The organism is Dyadobacter sp., from assembly GCF_051859145.1.
GTDB lineage: Bacteria > Bacteroidota > Bacteroidia > Cytophagales > Spirosomataceae > Dyadobacter.
Genome location: NZ_JBHYGF010000602.1, coordinates 1 through 18,095, shown reverse-complemented (window position 1 = coordinate 18,095; position 18,095 = coordinate 1). Strand labels below are relative to the sequence as shown.

The 18,095-nt window shown below is 49.5% G+C and carries 12 protein-coding genes and 1 pseudogene; 4 read left to right on the top strand and 9 right to left on the bottom strand.

Translation table 11 applies throughout. From position 1 onward, the window contains the following. The 4 genes from ACTIE6_RS26780 to ACTIE6_RS26765 all read left to right on the top strand — a co-directional run. Nucleotides 1–1,228, top strand: a 1,228-nt coding sequence (locus tag ACTIE6_RS26780) for an alkaline phosphatase family protein (protein WP_439559551.1), incomplete at its 5' end; no start/stop codon positions are given. 126 nt (nucleotides 1,229–1,354) lie between these two features. After that, the gene (locus tag ACTIE6_RS26775) at nucleotides 1,355–3,712 is read left to right on the top strand and encodes an ABC transporter permease (protein ID WP_439559550.1); all 2,358 of its coding nucleotides are present in this window, start codon (nucleotides 1,355–1,357) and stop codon (nucleotides 3,710–3,712) included. A 171-nt stretch (nucleotides 3,713–3,883) separates the two neighbouring features. After that, a complete protein-coding gene (sugE, locus tag ACTIE6_RS26770; protein WP_439559549.1) occupies nucleotides 3,884–4,204 on the top strand; it encodes a quaternary ammonium compound efflux SMR transporter SugE in 321 nt (106 codons plus the stop codon). 88 nt (nucleotides 4,205–4,292) lie between these two features. After that, nucleotides 4,293–5,096: a glycerophosphodiester phosphodiesterase gene (locus tag ACTIE6_RS26765; RefSeq protein WP_439559548.1), complete on the top strand. Its 804-nt coding sequence runs from the start codon at nucleotides 4,293–4,295 to the stop codon at nucleotides 5,094–5,096. Nucleotides 5,097–5,115: 19 nt separating this feature from the next. On the opposite strand, the gene ACTIE6_RS26760 is transcribed toward ACTIE6_RS26765, so the two are convergent. The 9 genes and pseudogenes from ACTIE6_RS26760 to ACTIE6_RS26720 form a co-directional block, all read right to left on the bottom strand. Next, nucleotides 5,116–6,051 carry a hypothetical protein gene (locus ACTIE6_RS26760; protein WP_439559547.1) on the bottom strand — a complete coding sequence of 312 codons (936 nt, stop codon included), beginning with the start codon at nucleotides 6,049–6,051 and terminating at the stop codon, nucleotides 5,116–5,118. 78 nt (nucleotides 6,052–6,129) lie between these two features. Then, nucleotides 6,130–6,525, bottom strand: a complete 396-nt coding sequence (locus tag ACTIE6_RS26755; protein WP_439559546.1) for a hypothetical protein — start codon at nucleotides 6,523–6,525, stop codon at nucleotides 6,130–6,132. Between the two features lie 123 nt (nucleotides 6,526–6,648). Next, complete coding sequence (locus ACTIE6_RS26750) at nucleotides 6,649–7,269, bottom strand: response regulator transcription factor (RefSeq protein ID WP_439559545.1); 621 nt, start codon at nucleotides 7,267–7,269, stop codon at nucleotides 6,649–6,651. Nucleotides 7,270–7,384: 115 nt separating this feature from the next. Further along, a complete protein-coding gene (locus ACTIE6_RS26745) occupies nucleotides 7,385–8,878 on the bottom strand; it encodes a T9SS type A sorting domain-containing protein (protein WP_439559544.1) in 1,494 nt (497 codons plus the stop codon). A gap of 545 nt (nucleotides 8,879–9,423) precedes the next feature. Continuing rightward, nucleotides 9,424–10,929, bottom strand: coding sequence for a PQQ-dependent sugar dehydrogenase (locus ACTIE6_RS26740; RefSeq protein WP_439559543.1), 1,506 nt, complete (start codon nucleotides 10,927–10,929; stop codon nucleotides 9,424–9,426). Continuing rightward, nucleotides 10,926–12,191, bottom strand: coding sequence for a M14-type cytosolic carboxypeptidase (locus ACTIE6_RS26735; protein ID WP_439559542.1), 1,266 nt, complete (start codon nucleotides 12,189–12,191; stop codon nucleotides 10,926–10,928). The genes ACTIE6_RS26740 and ACTIE6_RS26735 overlap by 4 nt, the downstream gene beginning before the upstream one ends. A gap of 25 nt (nucleotides 12,192–12,216) precedes the next feature. Beyond that, nucleotides 12,217–13,658 (bottom strand): annotated as a pseudogene (locus ACTIE6_RS26730) (RagB/SusD family nutrient uptake outer membrane protein). Between the two features lie 11 nt (nucleotides 13,659–13,669). Next, entirely contained in the window at nucleotides 13,670–17,209 is a 3,540-nt protein-coding gene (locus tag ACTIE6_RS26725) for a TonB-dependent receptor (protein WP_439559541.1), read from the bottom strand. Between the two features lie 47 nt (nucleotides 17,210–17,256). Then, a partial coding sequence (locus ACTIE6_RS26720; RefSeq protein ID WP_439559540.1) for a FecR family protein occupies nucleotides 17,257–18,095 on the bottom strand: 839 nt, incomplete at its 5' end.

The following is an 18,095-nucleotide window of genomic DNA, read 5'->3' as shown; positions in this document are numbered from 1 at the left end:
GAAAGCGATCGGTACTACTTATGAGGATCTGATGAAAGTGCAGGAATCGGAGTCGGGCAAGCTGCTGACTGCTGTTTCAATGGGCGAAGTGCTCGAAGCGGTGGGTGAGCAAATGATGGTTTTCAGTTCCGGTACCACTGGTCAGGCCTTTTTACAAAATCATACAATCGGGAGCGGAGGAATTATCAATCACGAACTGATCCTGCCCGAATCTTTAAAAACCAAGGTACTGGCCGAGCTGGGTCCGATGCCGAAAGGTACCGGTGACATTTTCATCAAACATCAATGGGTAACAGACGCATTGTTGCATTATGGTTTGAAAAATGACGGTCCGCTCGTGAGTGCGATCTGGATGTCGGACCCGGATGGTGCGGCACACCGCTATGGGATCGGTTCTGATCAGGCTGTTGCGGCGATCAAGTATGTCGACGCGCAGTTTGGCAGGATACAGGATTCGCTTTCGGCGCGTGGTTTGCGGGAAAAGTACAATATCCTCATTTCCACGGATCACGGTTTTGTAACCCACACCGGCAAGCAAAATCTGAGCGATTTACTTATCGCAGAAGGTTTGAAGAAAGACAAGGAATCCGACGATGTGGTGATTTCGGAAGGAGCTGTTTATGTCAAAAACCATGACGAAAATGTGATCAAAAAGATCGTCGCTGCTTTGCATAAGGAAGACTGGATCGGGGCTGTTTTTACAAAACCTAAAAAGAAAGGCGGCCTGACCGGCTGGGTTGAGGGGACCTTGTCTTTCGACGCCATTCATTACAACCACCCGACGCGCTCAGGCGACATTCTGGTCGCACCCAACTGGAATGATGATAAAAATGAAAAAGGTTACGCGGGTACTGATTTCTCCGGCGGCGTGGCTGGTCACGGTGGTTCGAGTCCGTATGAAATCAACATCGCCTTATTTGCCGACGGGCCTGATTTCAAGGATGCATTCACAGGCGAGCTCCCTACTTCGAATATCGATATTGCGCCAACTGTGCTGAGCCTGTATGGAATGCCGGTACCGCCGCAAATGGACGGGCGGGTAATGAAAGAGTTTTATGCAAAAACAACCAAAAGCACGGGCCGGGCCAAAAAGGAAAGCGTGAAAACGGAAGCCAGGTATCCCTGGGGCATTTACAAGCTAACCCTTGAAACTTCGGTACTGGAAAAATACAGGTATGTAGACTTCACCAAGACCGAGCGGACGCGGTTTGAGACCTTGAAAAAGTGAACGGTTTACGTTCGGAATCGTACAGTGTAGGGATGTGAAAACGTGCGCTGCATTGTTTAAGGGTGGTTTTTTCGATTGGTATAAACTTTTACTTCATTGTAACAGGTTTATACCAATTCCTTTTTCATGCTGAGAAACTACGTCAAGATAGCAGTCCGGAATATCTGGAAGCAGCGTCTGTTTGCATTCATCAATATCTTCGGGCTTGCCTCCGGGTTAATGGTTTGTTTCCTTGCAATTGCCCACATCAAAGGCGCGCTGGAATACGACCATTTCCATTCTAACGCTGACCGCATTTACCGCATTATCACGGATGCAACCAGCAGAACAAACGATAAAACGGCATTTGCCACTTCACCTTTGCCACTGGCAGGCGCGCTGGAAAATAATTACGGGATCATTGAAAAGTCAGCCCGCGCCGCGCGTACATACGGGCAGGTGACTGCCAATTCCAGGAAGCTCGATTTTCTGACGTTTGCCGTAGATCAATCGTTCTTTCAACTATTCAGTTACCCGCTGGTTTCAGGTCAATACCCTTCCAAACCCGGCAACGCGGTCATCAGTCAGAAAGCGGCTGAAAGGCTTTTTGGTAAAATGAACCCGATCGGTCAGGTACTCGACCAGGAGGGAACGGGTACTTCTATTATTACAGGCGTGGTCGCCAATCCCGAGTCGCACTCGCATTTGCGTTTCGAAATCCTGTTTGCGCTCACCGAAGATCAGCTCAGCGCATTCGATGGGAACGATGATTGGAAAGAAGTTTCAAAAGGCTACACTTACGTGCTGCTCAAACGCGGAACAACGCAGGAGCAGCTGAACAGCATATTGCCGGCTGTTGCAAAAACAGGCAGCGCCGCGCTGGGTACAGGTCCCACCAGCCAGCTCGGGTTTCGCGCACAGGCTTTGAAAAGCATTTCCCCGTCAACAGAAGACCTTATGTACAGCACCTACGAGCCGCAGATCAGCGGGTTGATGGGTGAAATGGGAGTCGGCCTGGTCACGCTGCTGATGGCGGCTTTCAACTACATTAACCTAACACTGGCGCGTTCCATGAGCCGGGCGCGGGAGGTAGGGATCCGGAAAACATCGGGCGCACTCCGCTGGCAGCTGCTCGGTCAGTTTATGGCAGAGTCGGTTATCCTTTCGCTGCTTGCATTGGCGCTGGCTTACCTGATGCTCGAAATCGTACGGCCGATGAGCTTTGTGCAGCAGTGGCTGATCGGCGGGGTAGCGTGGGATTGGAAACTCTGGGGTGCTATTATCGCATTCAGCATCGTTACGGGGCTGCTCGCAGGCATTGTTCCCGCACGCGTACTTTCAGGTTTTCAACCGGCGGAGGTACTGCGCAGCCAGAACGGGCTGAAAGTAATCAAAGGCATTTCGCTACGTAAAACATTGATTGTAGTCCAATTTGCAATTTCGCTCATTGCGATGATCACACTGGTCACAGTAATGCGCCAGCAGAATTACATGGCGACTGGAGACTATGGGTTCCGGAGTGAAAACGTCCTCAACATTCCGCTTAACGCGCTTTCTTACGAGCGGCTTTCAAATGAAGCGGGCAAACTGGCCGGAGTGGAACAGGTGTCAGGTATCTCGGAGCCTTTTGGTCACTACGGACAAACCAGCCAGATAAAAACCAGTCGCGGAGCTGTCAACTCAGCCAGCAGTTTTATTTTCAATGTAGCACCAGACTTCATTCCGGCTTTGAACCTGTCGCTCCTGGTGGGCAAAAATCTGCCAAATGGATCTGCTTCCGGCAGGTTTGTTTTTATCAACGAGGAAGCAGTCCGCAAATTCAATCTCGGCAACAATGCAGAAGCCGTAGGTAAATCTTTGTGGCTTGACGACAGCACGGAAGTACAGGTAGCAGGTGTGCTCAGGGACTTTCGGTTTACCAGCTTCAACTGGAAAATTATGCCGCTCGTACTGCGCCAGCAAACCAACGGACTAGGCTATATGCACGTCGCGGTTGCACCCGGCGCAGAGGAGAAAGTGCTTGCAGGTATAAAGGCGATCTGGAAGAAAAACAGTCCGTACGCATCCTTCGAAGGCGAGTGGTACGACGACTTTCTTTACCGCCGCCATTCCCATTTTGACGACCTCAGCTTTATGGGGCTGCTTTTGGGGATATCGTTTTCAATCGCCTGTCTGGGCCTGCTTGGAATGGTGACTTACAATACCCAAACCCGCATTAAAGAAGTAGGAATACGGAAAGTGATGGGCGCGGAGGTCGCGCAGATCATCTGGCTGCTGTCTCGTGATTTTGTCAAATTGCTTTTAATCGCCGCCATTATCGCACTGCCGCTCGGGTACATGGCCGGTTTTGCATTCCTGTTCAATTTCGCTTATCACGTGTCTATCGGCTTCGAGACCTTCGGGCTCTGCGTGGGTGTGCTGCTGCTGCTCGGCGGACTGATTATCAGCACCAGAACTTACCGCGTTGCGACCGGCAACCCTGTGCAGGCTTTGCAAAATGAATGAGCGCTGAATGTGCTTTTCATTAATTGCTGCGAAGCTTTTTACCCAAACAAATGAACTATTCGGCAGCCTGCATTATTGTTTAAGGCAAGATGTCCGGCCAGCGCCGGCGTAGAGGACGACCTCGCCATATTGGCAAACCGATCGGGACGGCCCGGCTAATAATAATTTGTCATGGCCTGGATTTATCTGGTTGTAGCCGGTTTACTGGAAGTAGTTTGGTCTTATTCAATGAAGCAGTCGGAGGGTTTCTCGCGGCTGGTTCCCTCGATTGTCACACTGGTGGCGATGGCCGCCAGTTTCGCACTGCTCGCTGCCGCAATGCGCTCGCTGCCGCTAGGTACCGCTTACACGATCTGGACTGGGATCGGCGCAATAGGCGCGTTCATTCTGGGCATCGCATTTTTGGGCGAGCAACTTACATTCATGCGCGTGCTGGCAGTAGTATTGATCGTAGCGGGATTGGTGCTGATGAAGCTGTCATCAAATCATTAAGGTTTTCAAAAAGCTTTGAGAAAAGCAGCTAAGTGTCCATTTTGCGGTTGTCAAAATAGCAACGGGAGCATTCCCGACTTTCTCATCCATGAAGTTCAAACTGGCATTTGCAGCCGCATTCTTTTTCCAGATTTTCAGCTGCTTTTCTCAAAGTACCCAGCTGACCCTGATCGCACACCGGGGTGGGGTAGTGGACAGCTCTTTTACCGAAAATGGTATTTCGGCCCTCAAAGCGGCGGTACGTGACGGGTACAAGCTCATCGAAACCGATGTAAGAGTTACCAAAGACGGCGTGCTCATTGCCAATCACGATGCGGATTTCAGAAGATTTTACGGCGTTGATAAAAAGGTAGTTGATACAAACTGGCAGGAGATAAGCCAGCTGAAAAGCAGCCTCGACGGAAACAGTCCGCTGCTGCTGGAAGATATTCTGCGCTTCTGCGCTGAGAACAAGCTTGGAATTATGCTCGACAACAAAATAGCCGGTCTCGATACTGCCCTTTTTACAAAATTGACAAACCTGCTGGATAAGTACCAGCTCCGTGGAACCGCCCTGATGATCGGTACTGACGAATCAACTGATTTTTTTACAGGCAAAATCAGGCTCAGCTGCTCCCGCGCACAGTTGGAAGCCAACCTGCAAAAGTCCGGTTACAAGGTAACCGACTACTTCTTCTTCGAGCGACCTGCCAAGCTGAACGAAGCAGACATACAATGGGCGCGCTCGAAGGGGATTATGACTGTGGCCGCGATCAACAAATACCATTACCGGCAATCCGCCAATATGCTGGCCGACGCTGCCAGAGATTGCCGCCGAATGCTTTCACTCGGCGTAACCCATTTCCAGATTGACTCGGAGTTCCGCAGGTTTCTTGTAGAAGGAATCAAATAGTTTTTCCCGCTGACCTGCCCTATTTATTGTAGATGAATTCCATTAAAACCTTCTTGCTGACCGGATCGATCTGGTATTGGGGATAACCGTCATGGCGATAGGTGTATTCGAATGTAGAAGTCTGGCTATTTTTTTGATTGTTGGTGAATCTGGCAGCAATCACATTATTGATGTTCAGGTTGCTCCAATCAGCAGGGTCGCCTGTGGTGTAGTAGGGGTTCTTTTTGTCGTCGTAAGTATAAACCGTCTGATTTCCTGACTTGTAATCTGTATAATAGCGGTTCTTAATACTCACTATGTTCCCGTTATCGGCCCTTTCTATTACGGTATATGAAAAATAATGGGATTTGTCCTGCGTCCTCCCTTCCCAAACCTGCCTGCCCTTTTTGTCGAAACCAAGTTCCACCGGCTCAGGGGAATAGTAACTTCCCTGCCGTTCTGTACGCTGACTGACTTTGTCATAAGTACCCTCTACATAGCCATTCTCAAATGTTGTCGAACTAGCGAAGTATAGCTCATCGGTAGTAGGATAACCTTCCGGCATGATCCCGATGATATTGATCCAGTATTCGATCTTTGCAATGCCTGCATTTGTATGATACTCATACTTGTGTGATGTATAAACATGTTTCCCATCGCCCGCATACCTTTTCTTTTCGACTAACTTCCCTGATTTATCGTATATAAATTGCTCGTGTCGGAGTCCTCTGCTCTTTGTTGCTACCAGCCGGACATCGCCGGAATATGCTTTTCCAGGTCCGTAGGGAAACTGGCGCATTGTTGTAGCCGGATCACCAAATTCAGGTTTGTCAAACCTGGTAGGGTCGATTTCGACAACAGGGTTAACTGCTCCGCCAGGCGTATTTCCACCAGTCGGAATGATGGTGTACGAAGGGCCACTTTTGTCGCAGGCGAACATGGCACCAAGTAGCATAAAGCAGAAGAAAGATCTCATAAGCAGCGTTTTGCCAGATAAGAAGTTTGGTATGGCAATCTACTGATTGTTTGAATGTTAACGAGCAAATCACATCACTCACAGCGGCGATTTCCTGAAAGTCACCGATCCATTCTGGTCTTTGGTATAAACAGCTATACAATTGGCCCTGAAAGCGGGATCGAAGTTGGGTTCGATGGGGATCAGCTTGGTAGGGGCGGGCTTGGAGGCGTCGAAAAAGTATACTGTCGTACTGCCGTATTTGTTGTAAGGCATCAGTGCACCGTACTTTTCCATTTCTTCCCAGGGGGTACCTTCCACTGTCACTGCATAAATCCGCACGATAGGGCCGGTGTTGTTCTCGTTTCGGTAAACAGCCGCCTCTTTGAAGTTGCCGTCCAGGTCGCTGACACCCGGCTGTGATGTGGAATCGTAAATGATATAGCCCAGCAAAGCGGCCAGCAGCAGAGCGAAAAGGGTTTTTTTGTTTTTCAATTTGTGAAACGTGTTGGTAGTCCGGTAAAGTTAAGACAAGTACCGGGAATGTACCAGCCTGCCACACAAGCAGCGGCAGTTCCAGATTTTAATTACCACTTTCAATTTACATTTCAATGCATTTCATCGCTTTAACAAATTGAATTTCCGTGCAAGGTCAATGATATTATTTACATTGAGTTTTGTGAAAATTCTTTGTTTATGCGTGCTGACTGTTGAGGGGGATATGTCGAGAATAGCGCCTATCTCTTTCAGCCATTTTCCTTCAAGTAACAGTTCAGCCACACGCGTTTCAATCGGAGATAATGTTATTGATCCTTTGATTCTTATTAAATTGGGTTCGTTATTGGTAGTGTAGAGTAATTCGGGGTTAATGTATTTTTTCTTCTTCGCCATTAATATCAATGCACTCTTCAAAGTATCCGAATCTGCATTTTTTGAAATGAATCCATCAGCTCCTGCGCGCAGATAAGTTGCTGCATATATTTTTTCATCAAATCCGGTATTAATCAGAATTCGTACCTGATTGTCGATGCTATTGATCCTCGCAATCATTTTCTCATTTTCACCATCCGGAATTCCAATATCAAGTACAATAAGATCCAGTTTATGAATCGATAAAAATGCTAATCCTTCTTCAAATGTTAAAGCCTGAAATACCTCTGATTGCGGATATATTTCGGCAATAATTAATTTTAATCCAAGATAAACCAATTGATGGTCATCGATGATCAGTACTCTCATTTCGAACTCAAATGAAACGTGGGTTAATCAAAATGTACAAAACACCTCCTAAAAAATTTTCAGGAGGTGTAAAATTTTACTCAACGTTAAAATTGGTGTCCCTAATCGCACGGACTTATTTTGTAACAATCACTTTCTGAGTATGGTAAGATCCATTATCTGAAATAGTTTTCACCATGTACAAGCCGGGAGACAAGCGCGACATATCGATTTTATTATCGCCGTTATTTACCCTTTTCGAGAAAAGCGGGATACCCGTCAGGTTGTAAATGGTGACCTCCGCAACATGGTCTGGGGTATTGCTTTTGACAGTCAGCATATCCCGGACAGGGTTCGGGTGCAGCACTACCTGACTGGTCATTTCAAACCGGACATTTCTTACTGAACTCAAAGCAAAAGTTCCGTCCGCGTCTACCATTTTCAGGCGGTAGAGGTTTTCTCCCGCAAATGGATTTTCGTCTGCAAATTCATAGTGTGTGATAATGCTGCTTTCACCTTTGGCAAGCACGGTACCAATTTGTTCCCAAGCTTTACCATCGTTACTCCGCTGAATTTCGAAACGGTCACTTTGCGTTTCCGCACTTGTTTTCCATTCCAGCTTCGTGCTCTTCACATTTTCAGCCGATTTTGTCGCCGAGAATGAGGTTAATGTAACAGGAAGCGGGTCTATGTTGTAAGTATAAGTGAGACAAACTCCCGCAGATGCAAAGGTTTGCTCCATGCTGGAAGTGTTACCACCTGTCGTCGTGATTGTTTTTGAACCATACGCATTGGCGTTGAAAGTAACATTACCGCTGCCTGTATATTCCACAGGTACCGAGCTCAACGCCTGGTTTGATGTGCCCGCAGAGCTGATATCATAGTAGGTCAGCGTTTGATCTGCATTCAGCACAATGTTTTGGGCAGTGGGTGCGCCTGCGAAGTTTTTCACTGCTTCCAGTGATTGAAAATAGCTGGGACCGTCAAGGTCAATGGCCGCACCTACCCGCAGTGCACGCACATTGGAAGCGGTTGTTGCAATAACCTCGATCATCGGATGCGCCGCCAGTGTGGAGCCGAAAACGGTGACACTATTGAGGATAGCGCTTGGATTGATTTGCTCCGCTTTGGCAACCTGAATGGTTGTTGTCCAGTCTGTTGCCTGGCGTGCGGTTACATTACAGTTTGTGATGGTATTTAAATTTCTGAATAGCTCGATGCCACCATTCGGTGCTGCATTTACACCGTCTGCTGCTGTGAAGCTGTCGGAAGGATTTCCCTGTGGTGCAGTGAAACCGGCGGTAGGGAATTCATAGCTGATGCGGTAAGTAACACCAGGCTGACCTGTCAATGTAAATGCGCCGTTTGCATCCGACATGGCGTAGGAGACAGGCACCAGCGTTTCAGGCGAACCTGGAATGACGCGGCTCAGTCTGGCTACAACGCCGGCAACTTGTTGTGCGCTTCCGTTAACCGTTACGACACCATTAATAAGTGCAGTGTGATCAGATTCGTGGTTTGGTGATGGAAGTACCGGCAGCGACTGCGCAAAGGCGCCAGTACCGGCAGTTAGCAAACCCAGCGACAGCGCCAGGTTTAGCATAATTGATTTTGTAGATGTTGTTTTCATAACTAATTCAACTAATAAAACAATAAAGAAACGTGTGTTGTGTAGAAATACATTGCGAGTTACTTTGATTGCCAAAACTAGTTTTTTTTCCAGCACCGGGAGAGTTTGTTGGAGCAGAAATGGCCAATTTGGACGCATCTCTAAAACAGCTAGAAGTTTTACTACACAGCAGCTGTTTTCACATTATGCGTATTGTAGAAAGAAACGGAAAGTAGGGGTAAAGTTTTGTAAGTTGCTGATAAAGATGTATTAGTGTAGAATAAACTAATCAAGCTTTATATCAATTTCTATTACAAAATCTAATGCAACTGCAAAACATCAGCGTTGGAATGGAGAAGAAATTTAACAAAAATAGACCGGCAATGATGTGCCGATCTATTTTTATTGAACTTAATTATAATTACCAATTAATTACGATTCGAATGTAAATGAGATATGTTCTCTAATTAAAATGAATTTAAAATAGAATGCAACTTTCAATTCGTTCTGATTATAAAAACTATGAAAATGGAAGTACTTTCTATTTTTGAAATCAAATAAATAGCCTACCTCACCCTGGCCACATCGGCCGCGCTGATTTCATCTGAAACCCTTGCAAATTGCTTCCTGGCATAGCTGCTTACTGACGCAAGTTGTTCATCTGTCAAAAAGCTGAATGCAGGCATCGCCTCGCCGGTTGGTGATTGTGAACCTTTCAGGATAAAGCGGATCAATGCATTCTTTTCGCCAGCCAGCCGCCTGGACGTGACGAGTGAGGGAAATGAGCCCGGTACACCTTTTCCGTCCGCCTTGTGACAGGATCCGCAGAAGTTCACATACAAGGAAGCAGCGTCGCTGACTTCATTTTGTGTAGTCTTGCCGGCAGTCCGGGCAGATTTCGGGATCGTACCGGCGCGGGTAATCCGGATTATGCGGTCGTCGGTTTTGACCGGAAAATTGGGGGCCGGATTCCAGTCGTGGTTGCTGGTGGAAATGTAAATCTCTCCCGAGGGCGAAACGCACACATCACGTAGCCTGCCGTACTTTTTGCTGAAAACAATGTCCTCACCGGTAACCTGCTGCTGCTTCGCATCCAGTTTGAGCACCCGCAGGCTCTGGTCTTTCAGGGTCGTGAGCAGTAGTGCATTGTTCCATTCGGGGATATTGCCTTTGTAATAATCCATTCCGGCCGGCGCAATCGTGGGGGTCCATGCTTTTACCGGCGCAACAGCCGAGTCGGGGCAGTTATCCCGCTCTTCCGGCAGATCGCAAAAGCCCGCAATGGCGGGCCAGCCGTAGCTTTTTCTTCTTTGTACCAGGTTCACCTCGTCGTCCGTCGCGTCGCCGTGCTCGGCGATAAAGAGATTTCCGTTAGCCGAGTAGGTAAGTCCCTGCGGCACACGGAAGCCCATTGCCCAGGCGGGACTTCCGGGGTAGGGGTTATCTTTGGGAATGCTGCCGTCGAGGTTGAGACGCAGCACTTTTCCATTGGCAAATGCCGGATCCTGGATCGTTTCCTTGTGTTTCAGATCACCCGTTGCCCAAAGGATTTTCCGGTCTTTGCTGATCACCAGCCGCGATCCGTTGTGGCCCAGGTAGCCCGGGATCTGGTAAAGCAGCTTGGGCGCTACCAGCTTTTTTCCATTGTAAGTATAGCGGACCAGCTTTGATACAATCGCCGAATCGCTCTGAATGTGGCTGTAATTGATAAAAACGTGCGGGTATTTCTGCCAGTCGGGGTGCAGTACCATGCTCATCAGCCCCAGCCGCTTGCGATAATAATCGTCAATCTTCAAAATGTCGATGATCTGTCCCGTCTTAGGGTTGAGCCGGCTTACTTTTCCGTCCTGGTCTGTAAACCAGATCCAGTTATCGGGTCCCCACGCCATATCCCACACCACATTCAGGTTGGTGGCCACGGTTTCCAGTTTCAGGAGCGTCGAGTCGAGCGCGTAGTTTTCAGTTTCAAATTTTGCCGGAAAGTCGCTTCTGAATGCGCGGTAACCCGCCGAAAGCAGGCAGATTGCCAACCCGGCTGCTACCACGCAAAAGCCAAAGAGCCACTTTCTCATTTCGCCGGGCGGTCTTCGAAATAATCATAAAAAACATTCGGCAGCTGGCTTCCGAGCAACAGCCAGTCTTTGGCAACCGGAGCTTTCTTCAAACCTTCCACCCATTCATAATTGAGCTCATAAACGGCGGCTTCAATGCCAAACCTCTCCATAAAACCCTCGCCCAGTGTGCCGGGGTTGCGAAAGCCGGGTTTGGTTGAGCCTTCGGTGTACCAGGTATGCTTTCTCAGCAGCGTGTCCAGTCTGGCCATATTTGCAAGATAGGCGCGGATATCACCATCTGGGCGACTAACGTGCAGGTTGCCGCCATTGTCATTGTGTACATCCAGCGCGAGGTCGGGCTTTTTCTTCGTGTCGACCATTTTGCGCAGCCACTTTTCAAGGTAGAAGTTTTCGGGTGCGATCAGCGAGTCGGCGGGTTTGTCCCACTTGCGGTTGAGGTCGTAACCGTTCGCATTGAAGCGCGTTTTTCCGCGTGCCACCCCGTCTTTATTAGCCATAGGTAAAATGTACACACAGTACCTTTTCAGCCATTTTTTCGACGCTTCATCGTTATGTAAAAGCCTGTCGACGAAGCCTTCGAGTGTCCAGTTACCGCCAGCTTCAAATGCGTGCGCGCGACCGCGGAGAAAGAGTTTTTTAGGCGCTTTTTCATTCCCGACTGTAATAATTTCCAGCGAGCGGCCTTCGGAAGTTTGTCCGATGCGTTCCACTTTTACCAGCTTGTTACTTTTGATTCTGGCCAAAAACTTATCCAGATCGCTGATGCGGTAGGGTTCTATACTGGCAATGTAAACACTCGGCCCATTCATTTTCAGCTTGATCTGTAAACGGTTATCGGACAGGAATTCCGCCGGGCGCGTTTCCCAGGTTTTGTTGTCAAAGGAAACCACGATCGGCGACTGTTTGGAAATCGGGCTGGCGTGGGTATTGTTCCAGATGTTATCGAAGTTTTGCAGGATCACCGTTACCTCCATTCCCGTTTGCGCCTCCACCCTGAAATGCCAGTGGTTGTTCGCGCGATTGTGCGCAAAACGCTCGTGGTCGTAAACCAGGCTGCCCAGTACCCGCCCCTCCGCATCGATTTCCCAGTTCATGGGAGATGCATTTTCAAAACCCGTATTAATAAAAACTTTGGGCATCGCTACTGTATCTGCCTGCACTGCAGGAACACGCAACTCTTCATTTGCAGCAGTTGAAAGCCGGCCTGCAAATGCAGCGGAAACGATCAGCAGCGTGCGCAATAATGCATTACTCTTCATATTGAATAGGATTCAGGGTCAAAAATCAGAATGTATAGCCGGGATTTTGTTTGATACCCGCAGGGTTCACGTCGATCTGCGTCTGCGGGATCGGGAACACAGCATTGAACTCGGCGACTACCGGTGCATTAAAATGTGCATTCATCACGGCTACCTCGCGCCCCGTGCGCACGAGGTCAAACCAACGGTGGCCTTCAAAGCAAGCTCTACCTGCCGCTCGTGCTCAACTGCAAGTGCAAAGGCAGTTTTCGACAAGCCCGCGGGCAGTACTGGCAGTTTGGCGCGCTTTCTCACCGCATTAATTGCCTCGTAAGCTTCTGCGGTAGGTCCATTTCCTGCCTCGTTAATTGCCTCGGCGTACATTAATAACACGTCCGCATATCTTAAAACAACCCAGTTGTTATCGGCATCGCCTTCGGCAAACGGCGTATCGCGGTACTTCAAAGTGTAGGGATCGGCAACGAACTTGCCTGTGGTATTATCCGTATAACCCACCGCCAAAGAGGCTGCCTTCCTCGCGTCACCGGCTTCGTAAGCATTGATCAGGTCGGTGGTAGGAATATTCCGTCCGCCTGCAAACCCAACCTGGATCACGGAGCTACCTGAGTTGCGGGGTGAAAAGTTGTTGTAAAAGCTGCTCCCCGTGCCCGTTCCGCCTTTTTTAAACTGAACTTCAAAAATCGATTCCTGATTGTTCGCATTCGCAGCCGGCCATAATGCAGCATAATCGTCAAGCAGCTTATATGTACCCTGCGCGATTACCTCTTTCAGGATATCCCTCGCTTTGGCATAATCCCGTACCGTGAGATATACCTTGCCGAGCAATGCTTTAGCAGCGCCTTTCGTCGCTCTTCCAACATCATTTCCCGAATAAGTAAGTGGAAGCTGCGCCGCTGCCTCTGTCAGGTCTGTGATAATCTGCGCGTACACTTCCGACTGCGGCACGCGCGCCTGGCTGTAACCTTCGTCGACGGATTTGGTTTCAGACAACACCAGCGGCACGTCGCCAAAGGTGCGTACCATATTGAAGTACATCAGCGCCCGCAGGAATTTTGCTTCACCTATGAGACGCTGGCGCATTGCATCGTCCATCGTTGCGCCGCCAATATGGTCCAGCACCGCATTGCAGGCGAGGATACCGCGGTAAGTATCGATCCACATCAGGCGGATAATCTCGTTTGTCGACGACATTTTAAACTGGTCCAGCTCTGCATCGGGCAGGTTGCCGCCGCCCTCCCAGTTCATCGTATTGTCGGACCGTACTTCTGAAACATTGTAGTAGGCATACCCGTATTCCCCCGGCGAGGCGAGCATTCCGTAAGCCGCCGTGAGCGCAGCCTGCATATCGGAGGCATTCTTGTAAAAGTTTCCGACGTTGGCTGTATCTCTTGGTGAAAGATCAAGGAAATCGGAGCAGCCGGCGGATAAAAATACCAGTGAGGCAAGTGTTATTTTATAGAGTTTCATGATGGCTTTAGTTAAAATGTGAGGTTTACGCCGAGGGTGTAGGTACGTGCCAGCGGGTAGCCGTTGAAATCCACGCCGGGTGTTAGTGAGCTGCTTCCGTTCAGGCTTTGCTCAGGGTTATAACCCAGGTATTTTGTAAAAGTCAATGCATTTTGAACTGAAAGACTTACACTTGCCTGCTGCATAAAAATGGCTTTGGCAGCTTTCTCTGGCAATGCATACCGCAGGTTCACGTTCCGGATGCGGAAGAAAGAAGCGTCTTCCACAAGCAGGCTCGATACATAGCTCACATTTCCTCCGGTGGGCGACACATTGGCGCGTGGCGTGCGGCCATCACCAGGATTTTCGGGCGACTGCCAGCGGCCGAGTACATCCTTGCGGCTGTAACTTCCATTCACCAGACCGATGTTTCTGCGCGATCCGTTCAGCAGTTGGATACCCTGCACGCCGTCGGCAAGAATGCTGAGGTTCAGTCTTCCATAGCTGAAATTGTTGGTGATACCGTAGAAAAAGTCAGGACTGTTGTCGCCGATAATGGTAACGTCACTTGGCGTGATTACGCCGTCGCCATCAATGTCGCGGAATTTTAGGTCGCCCGGGCGGGAGCCTGTGCTTCCCTGTACCACCGGACTGTTTTTCACATCTTCCGCATCGCGGTACACACCAATCGCATCATATCCCCAGAAGCTGCCGATAGGCGAACCGATCTTTGTAATGTGCGTATTTGGACTGAAAGAAGGACTTTTCGAGATAATCGCATTGCCTGACGGGCCGAGCTTGACAACCTTGTTCTTGTTGAAAGAGATATTGAAGCTTGTCGACCATTTGAATGCACCTGTGAAATTTTTAGAGTTTACGCTGAATTCCCAGCCGCGGTTGTTCAGCTTGCCGATATTCTGTAGTGCCGTTTCGTAGCCGGTGGAGGCAGGTACTGGTACATTCAGCAGCAGGTCGGTGGTGTTTTTGTTATAATAATCAATGGTGAATGTCAGCCTGTTTCTCAAAATCCCGAAATCAACCCCGATATCCAGCTGGTGCATAACTTCCCAGCCAAGCTGCTCGTTGGTAATGGAGCCTGGATATAGTCCATAAGCGAGAGTGCCTGTGCCCGCGCCCAGGCTGTACCGGCGGTTGGAAAGCAGACCAATGTGATTGTAATTACCGATCGTATTATTACCCGCCAAACCGTAGCTCGCACGGAATTTAAGGTCGGTTACCACTTGCTGGCCTTTCATGAATTCTTCTTCCGACAGGTACCAGCCCACCGAAGCAGAAGGGAATGTACCCCATTTGTTACGCGCGCCAAACCGGGAAGAACCATCGCGGCGGACCGTCGCAGAAAGCAGGTACTTGCTTGCAAAAGTGTAGTTAACACGACCCAGGTACGACAGCAGCGACCATTCCGAAACGCCCGTTCCACCGGCAGTCACCTGACCAGCATTGAGGGTAGGTACGAGGTCAGTCGGGAAGTTGGTGGCAGACATGGAGGAATATTCAGACTTGGCTTTTTGGGAGGTAAAACCAGCCAGCAGATCGAGCTCGTGTTTTTCGTTAAATGTCTTTTTATAAGTCAGGATATTCTCATTAAGCCAGTTGAGGTCGCGGATACTGCTTGCCGTGGCGCGCGCCTGCACCGGAGCAGGTACTCCGTTCCAGCCCAGGTTGGACGGGTAAAAAGCGGCTTGCCGCGAATCGGCATAATCCAGACCAAAAGAAGTGCGGAATTTCAGACCGTCAATGATATCGATCTCGGCATACACATTGCCCAGCGTTCTGAAAAAGGACTTTTTGTCTTTGATTTTGCTGGCAATTGCAACCGGGTTGTCAATCACACCGATATTATAAGGTGAAGGCCCGAGTAAAGTAGTGAAAGAACCGTCGGGATTGTAAACAGGTACGGTAGGAGGGAGCGACAGCGCCGAGCCGAGTATCCCGCCTGTAAAAACCTGGTCTTCAACCGGCAATAGTTTATTGGACGAAAATGAAGGCGATAAGTTCATTCCAACCTTCACGTTTTTAGAAACGCGGTGATCCAGGTTAATGCGTGCCGAGTAGCGGTCGAAGCCCGTATTCATCACGATACCATCCTGGCGGAAATAGGCGCCTGACATAAAAAGCTGCGTTTTGTCAGTTCCGCCCGCTATCGAGAGCTGGTAATTCTGAATGGGCGCAGTTACAAAAACCTCATCCTGCCAGTCGGTACCTTTGCCGAGCGACTGCGGGTTCTGGAACATTTCAGGGATCTGTAAATTGGCTGGACGCGCGCTGTTTGGGTCGGTAGCTTTGCCGCCGCGGTCTACCCACGCATTGTTCCGTGCTTCGGTGTTAAAGGCTGCATATTCGCTGGCATCCAGCATTTCAATCTTGTTCGCCACTTCCTGAACTCCGAAGTAAGCATCGAACTGCACGACCGACTTGCCCGACTTACCGCGCTTGGTAGTAACCAGTACCACCCCGTTACTTCCCCGCGAACCGTAAATGGCCGCCGCAGAGGCATCTTTCAATATCTCGATGGATTCAATGTCGCTGGGGTTAATGGTGGAAAGTGCATTGAAGCTGCCGTTGAAATCGGCGGATACGGGAAAACCGTCAATTACATAAAGCGGCTCATTACCGGCGCCTATTGATCCTGTTCCGCGCACACGCACCGACACCCCGCCGCCCGGCGCGCCTTTGGTTTGCGCTACATTCACACCTGCAATTTGTCCGCCCAGCGCCTGGTCAAGGCTGGTAACCGGCTGATTCGAAATACTTTTCATCGGCAGCGAAGCTACCGAGCCCGTAATGCTGCTTTTATTCTGGGTACCGTAGCCGACTACAACCACGTCATTCAGCGATTTGGTGTCCACCGACATGCCGAAACTGATTTCCTGCCTGCTGCCGACAGCAATTTCCTGGCTTTTATACCCTACAAAACTGGCGATCAAAACCAGCGACTCCTGCGCAGCTGTTTCAGGTATATTCAGCCTGAATTCTCCATTGGCATCGGAAGTAGTCCCGTTCTGGGTGTTTTTCACGAGAATGCTCACGCCCGGGAAAGGGTTGCCGTTTTCGTCGGTTACCCTTCCGCGGATCAGCCGGTCGAGGCTGTGTGGCGGCTCTTCAATGCTCCGGTAGTTGAGCTGGATATTCGGTTTGATCTCCGGCGTTTTTACAGGTACCAGATTTTCCTGTGACTGTCTTTTAGGGACTGCTTTCAGTACAATGTTCTGGTTGAAAATCTTGTAAGAGACCGGAAGATCCTGGAACACAGCGCCGAGCGCCTGGTCGATATCTGCATTCTTCACCTTTACCGAGACTTTCTGGCCTTCGGGCAGGTCGAGCTTGTCGTACAAAAACAGGTAATTCGTTTGCTTCTCAATCGTTTTCAGGACGCTTTTCAGCGGTGTGTTTTTCGCATGGATCGAAATCTTCTGGCTGAAACCATCAGCCGTGACCTGCGAGAGTGTTACGATCAGCAAAAGCATTATCCGGGTCATCGCGATACAAATTTGTGCAGCAAGATAAGGCCGCTTACGACCTGCCAGGCAGGGTAAGTAGTGGTTTTTCATAAAAATTAAAGGTTTAGGATAGTTTAAACGTAATACTATATACGCGCTTATTGGTCGATGATGATCTGCTTGTTATCCAGCTTGCAGTTTACACCCGCATACCGGAGCATACCTACAATTTCCGACAGGCTAACCTGCCTTGACACGCGTCCCGTGAACTGTTTCAGGGGAATTTTTCCATTGTAATTGATCCTGACATCATACCAGCGGGATAGCTGGCGCATTACTTCTTCCACGCTCGCATCCTGGAAGTAGAACTCGCCGTTCTTCCACGCAACTGCTTCTTCAACAGGTGTGTACTTTGTTTTGATCTGCCCCGTGGCCAGGATCGCAGCCTGCTGGCCAGGTTTGAGGCGGGCATTCTGGCCTACATTCTTGATGTCGACAGAACCCTCCACAAGCGTTGTTCTGGAAGCGCCTTCCTCAGGGTACGCCATGATGTTGAAGCTGGTGCCTAGTACCAGTACTTCCGATTGGTTGAACTTCACCCTGAACGGTTTGCGCTTGTCTTTGGCAACTTCGAAATAAGCTTCGCCGGTAATCTCAACCTTCCGCTCCGAAGCTGCAAATGCCGACGGGAACCGGATCGACGAAGACGCATTCAGCCACACCTTGCTGCCGTCGGGCAGGCGCACCTGGTACTGGCCGCCTTTCGGGGTCGATAGCGTGTTCATGCTGATCGTACCGGTTCGTTCGTCTGCTTTTGCGTTGTACACCAGGATACCCTCCTGTGCTTTCCTGATTTCGGCATTACCTTGTCTCGCGACAAAGCCGCTTTCTACCTGGTCCAGCGCAATCGCCGAGCCGTCGGACAGGGTAAGCAATGCTTTGTTGCCGCCTGGCTTCACGTCTGCTGTGTGCGTAGTACCGGCTACTGAAACGCTTT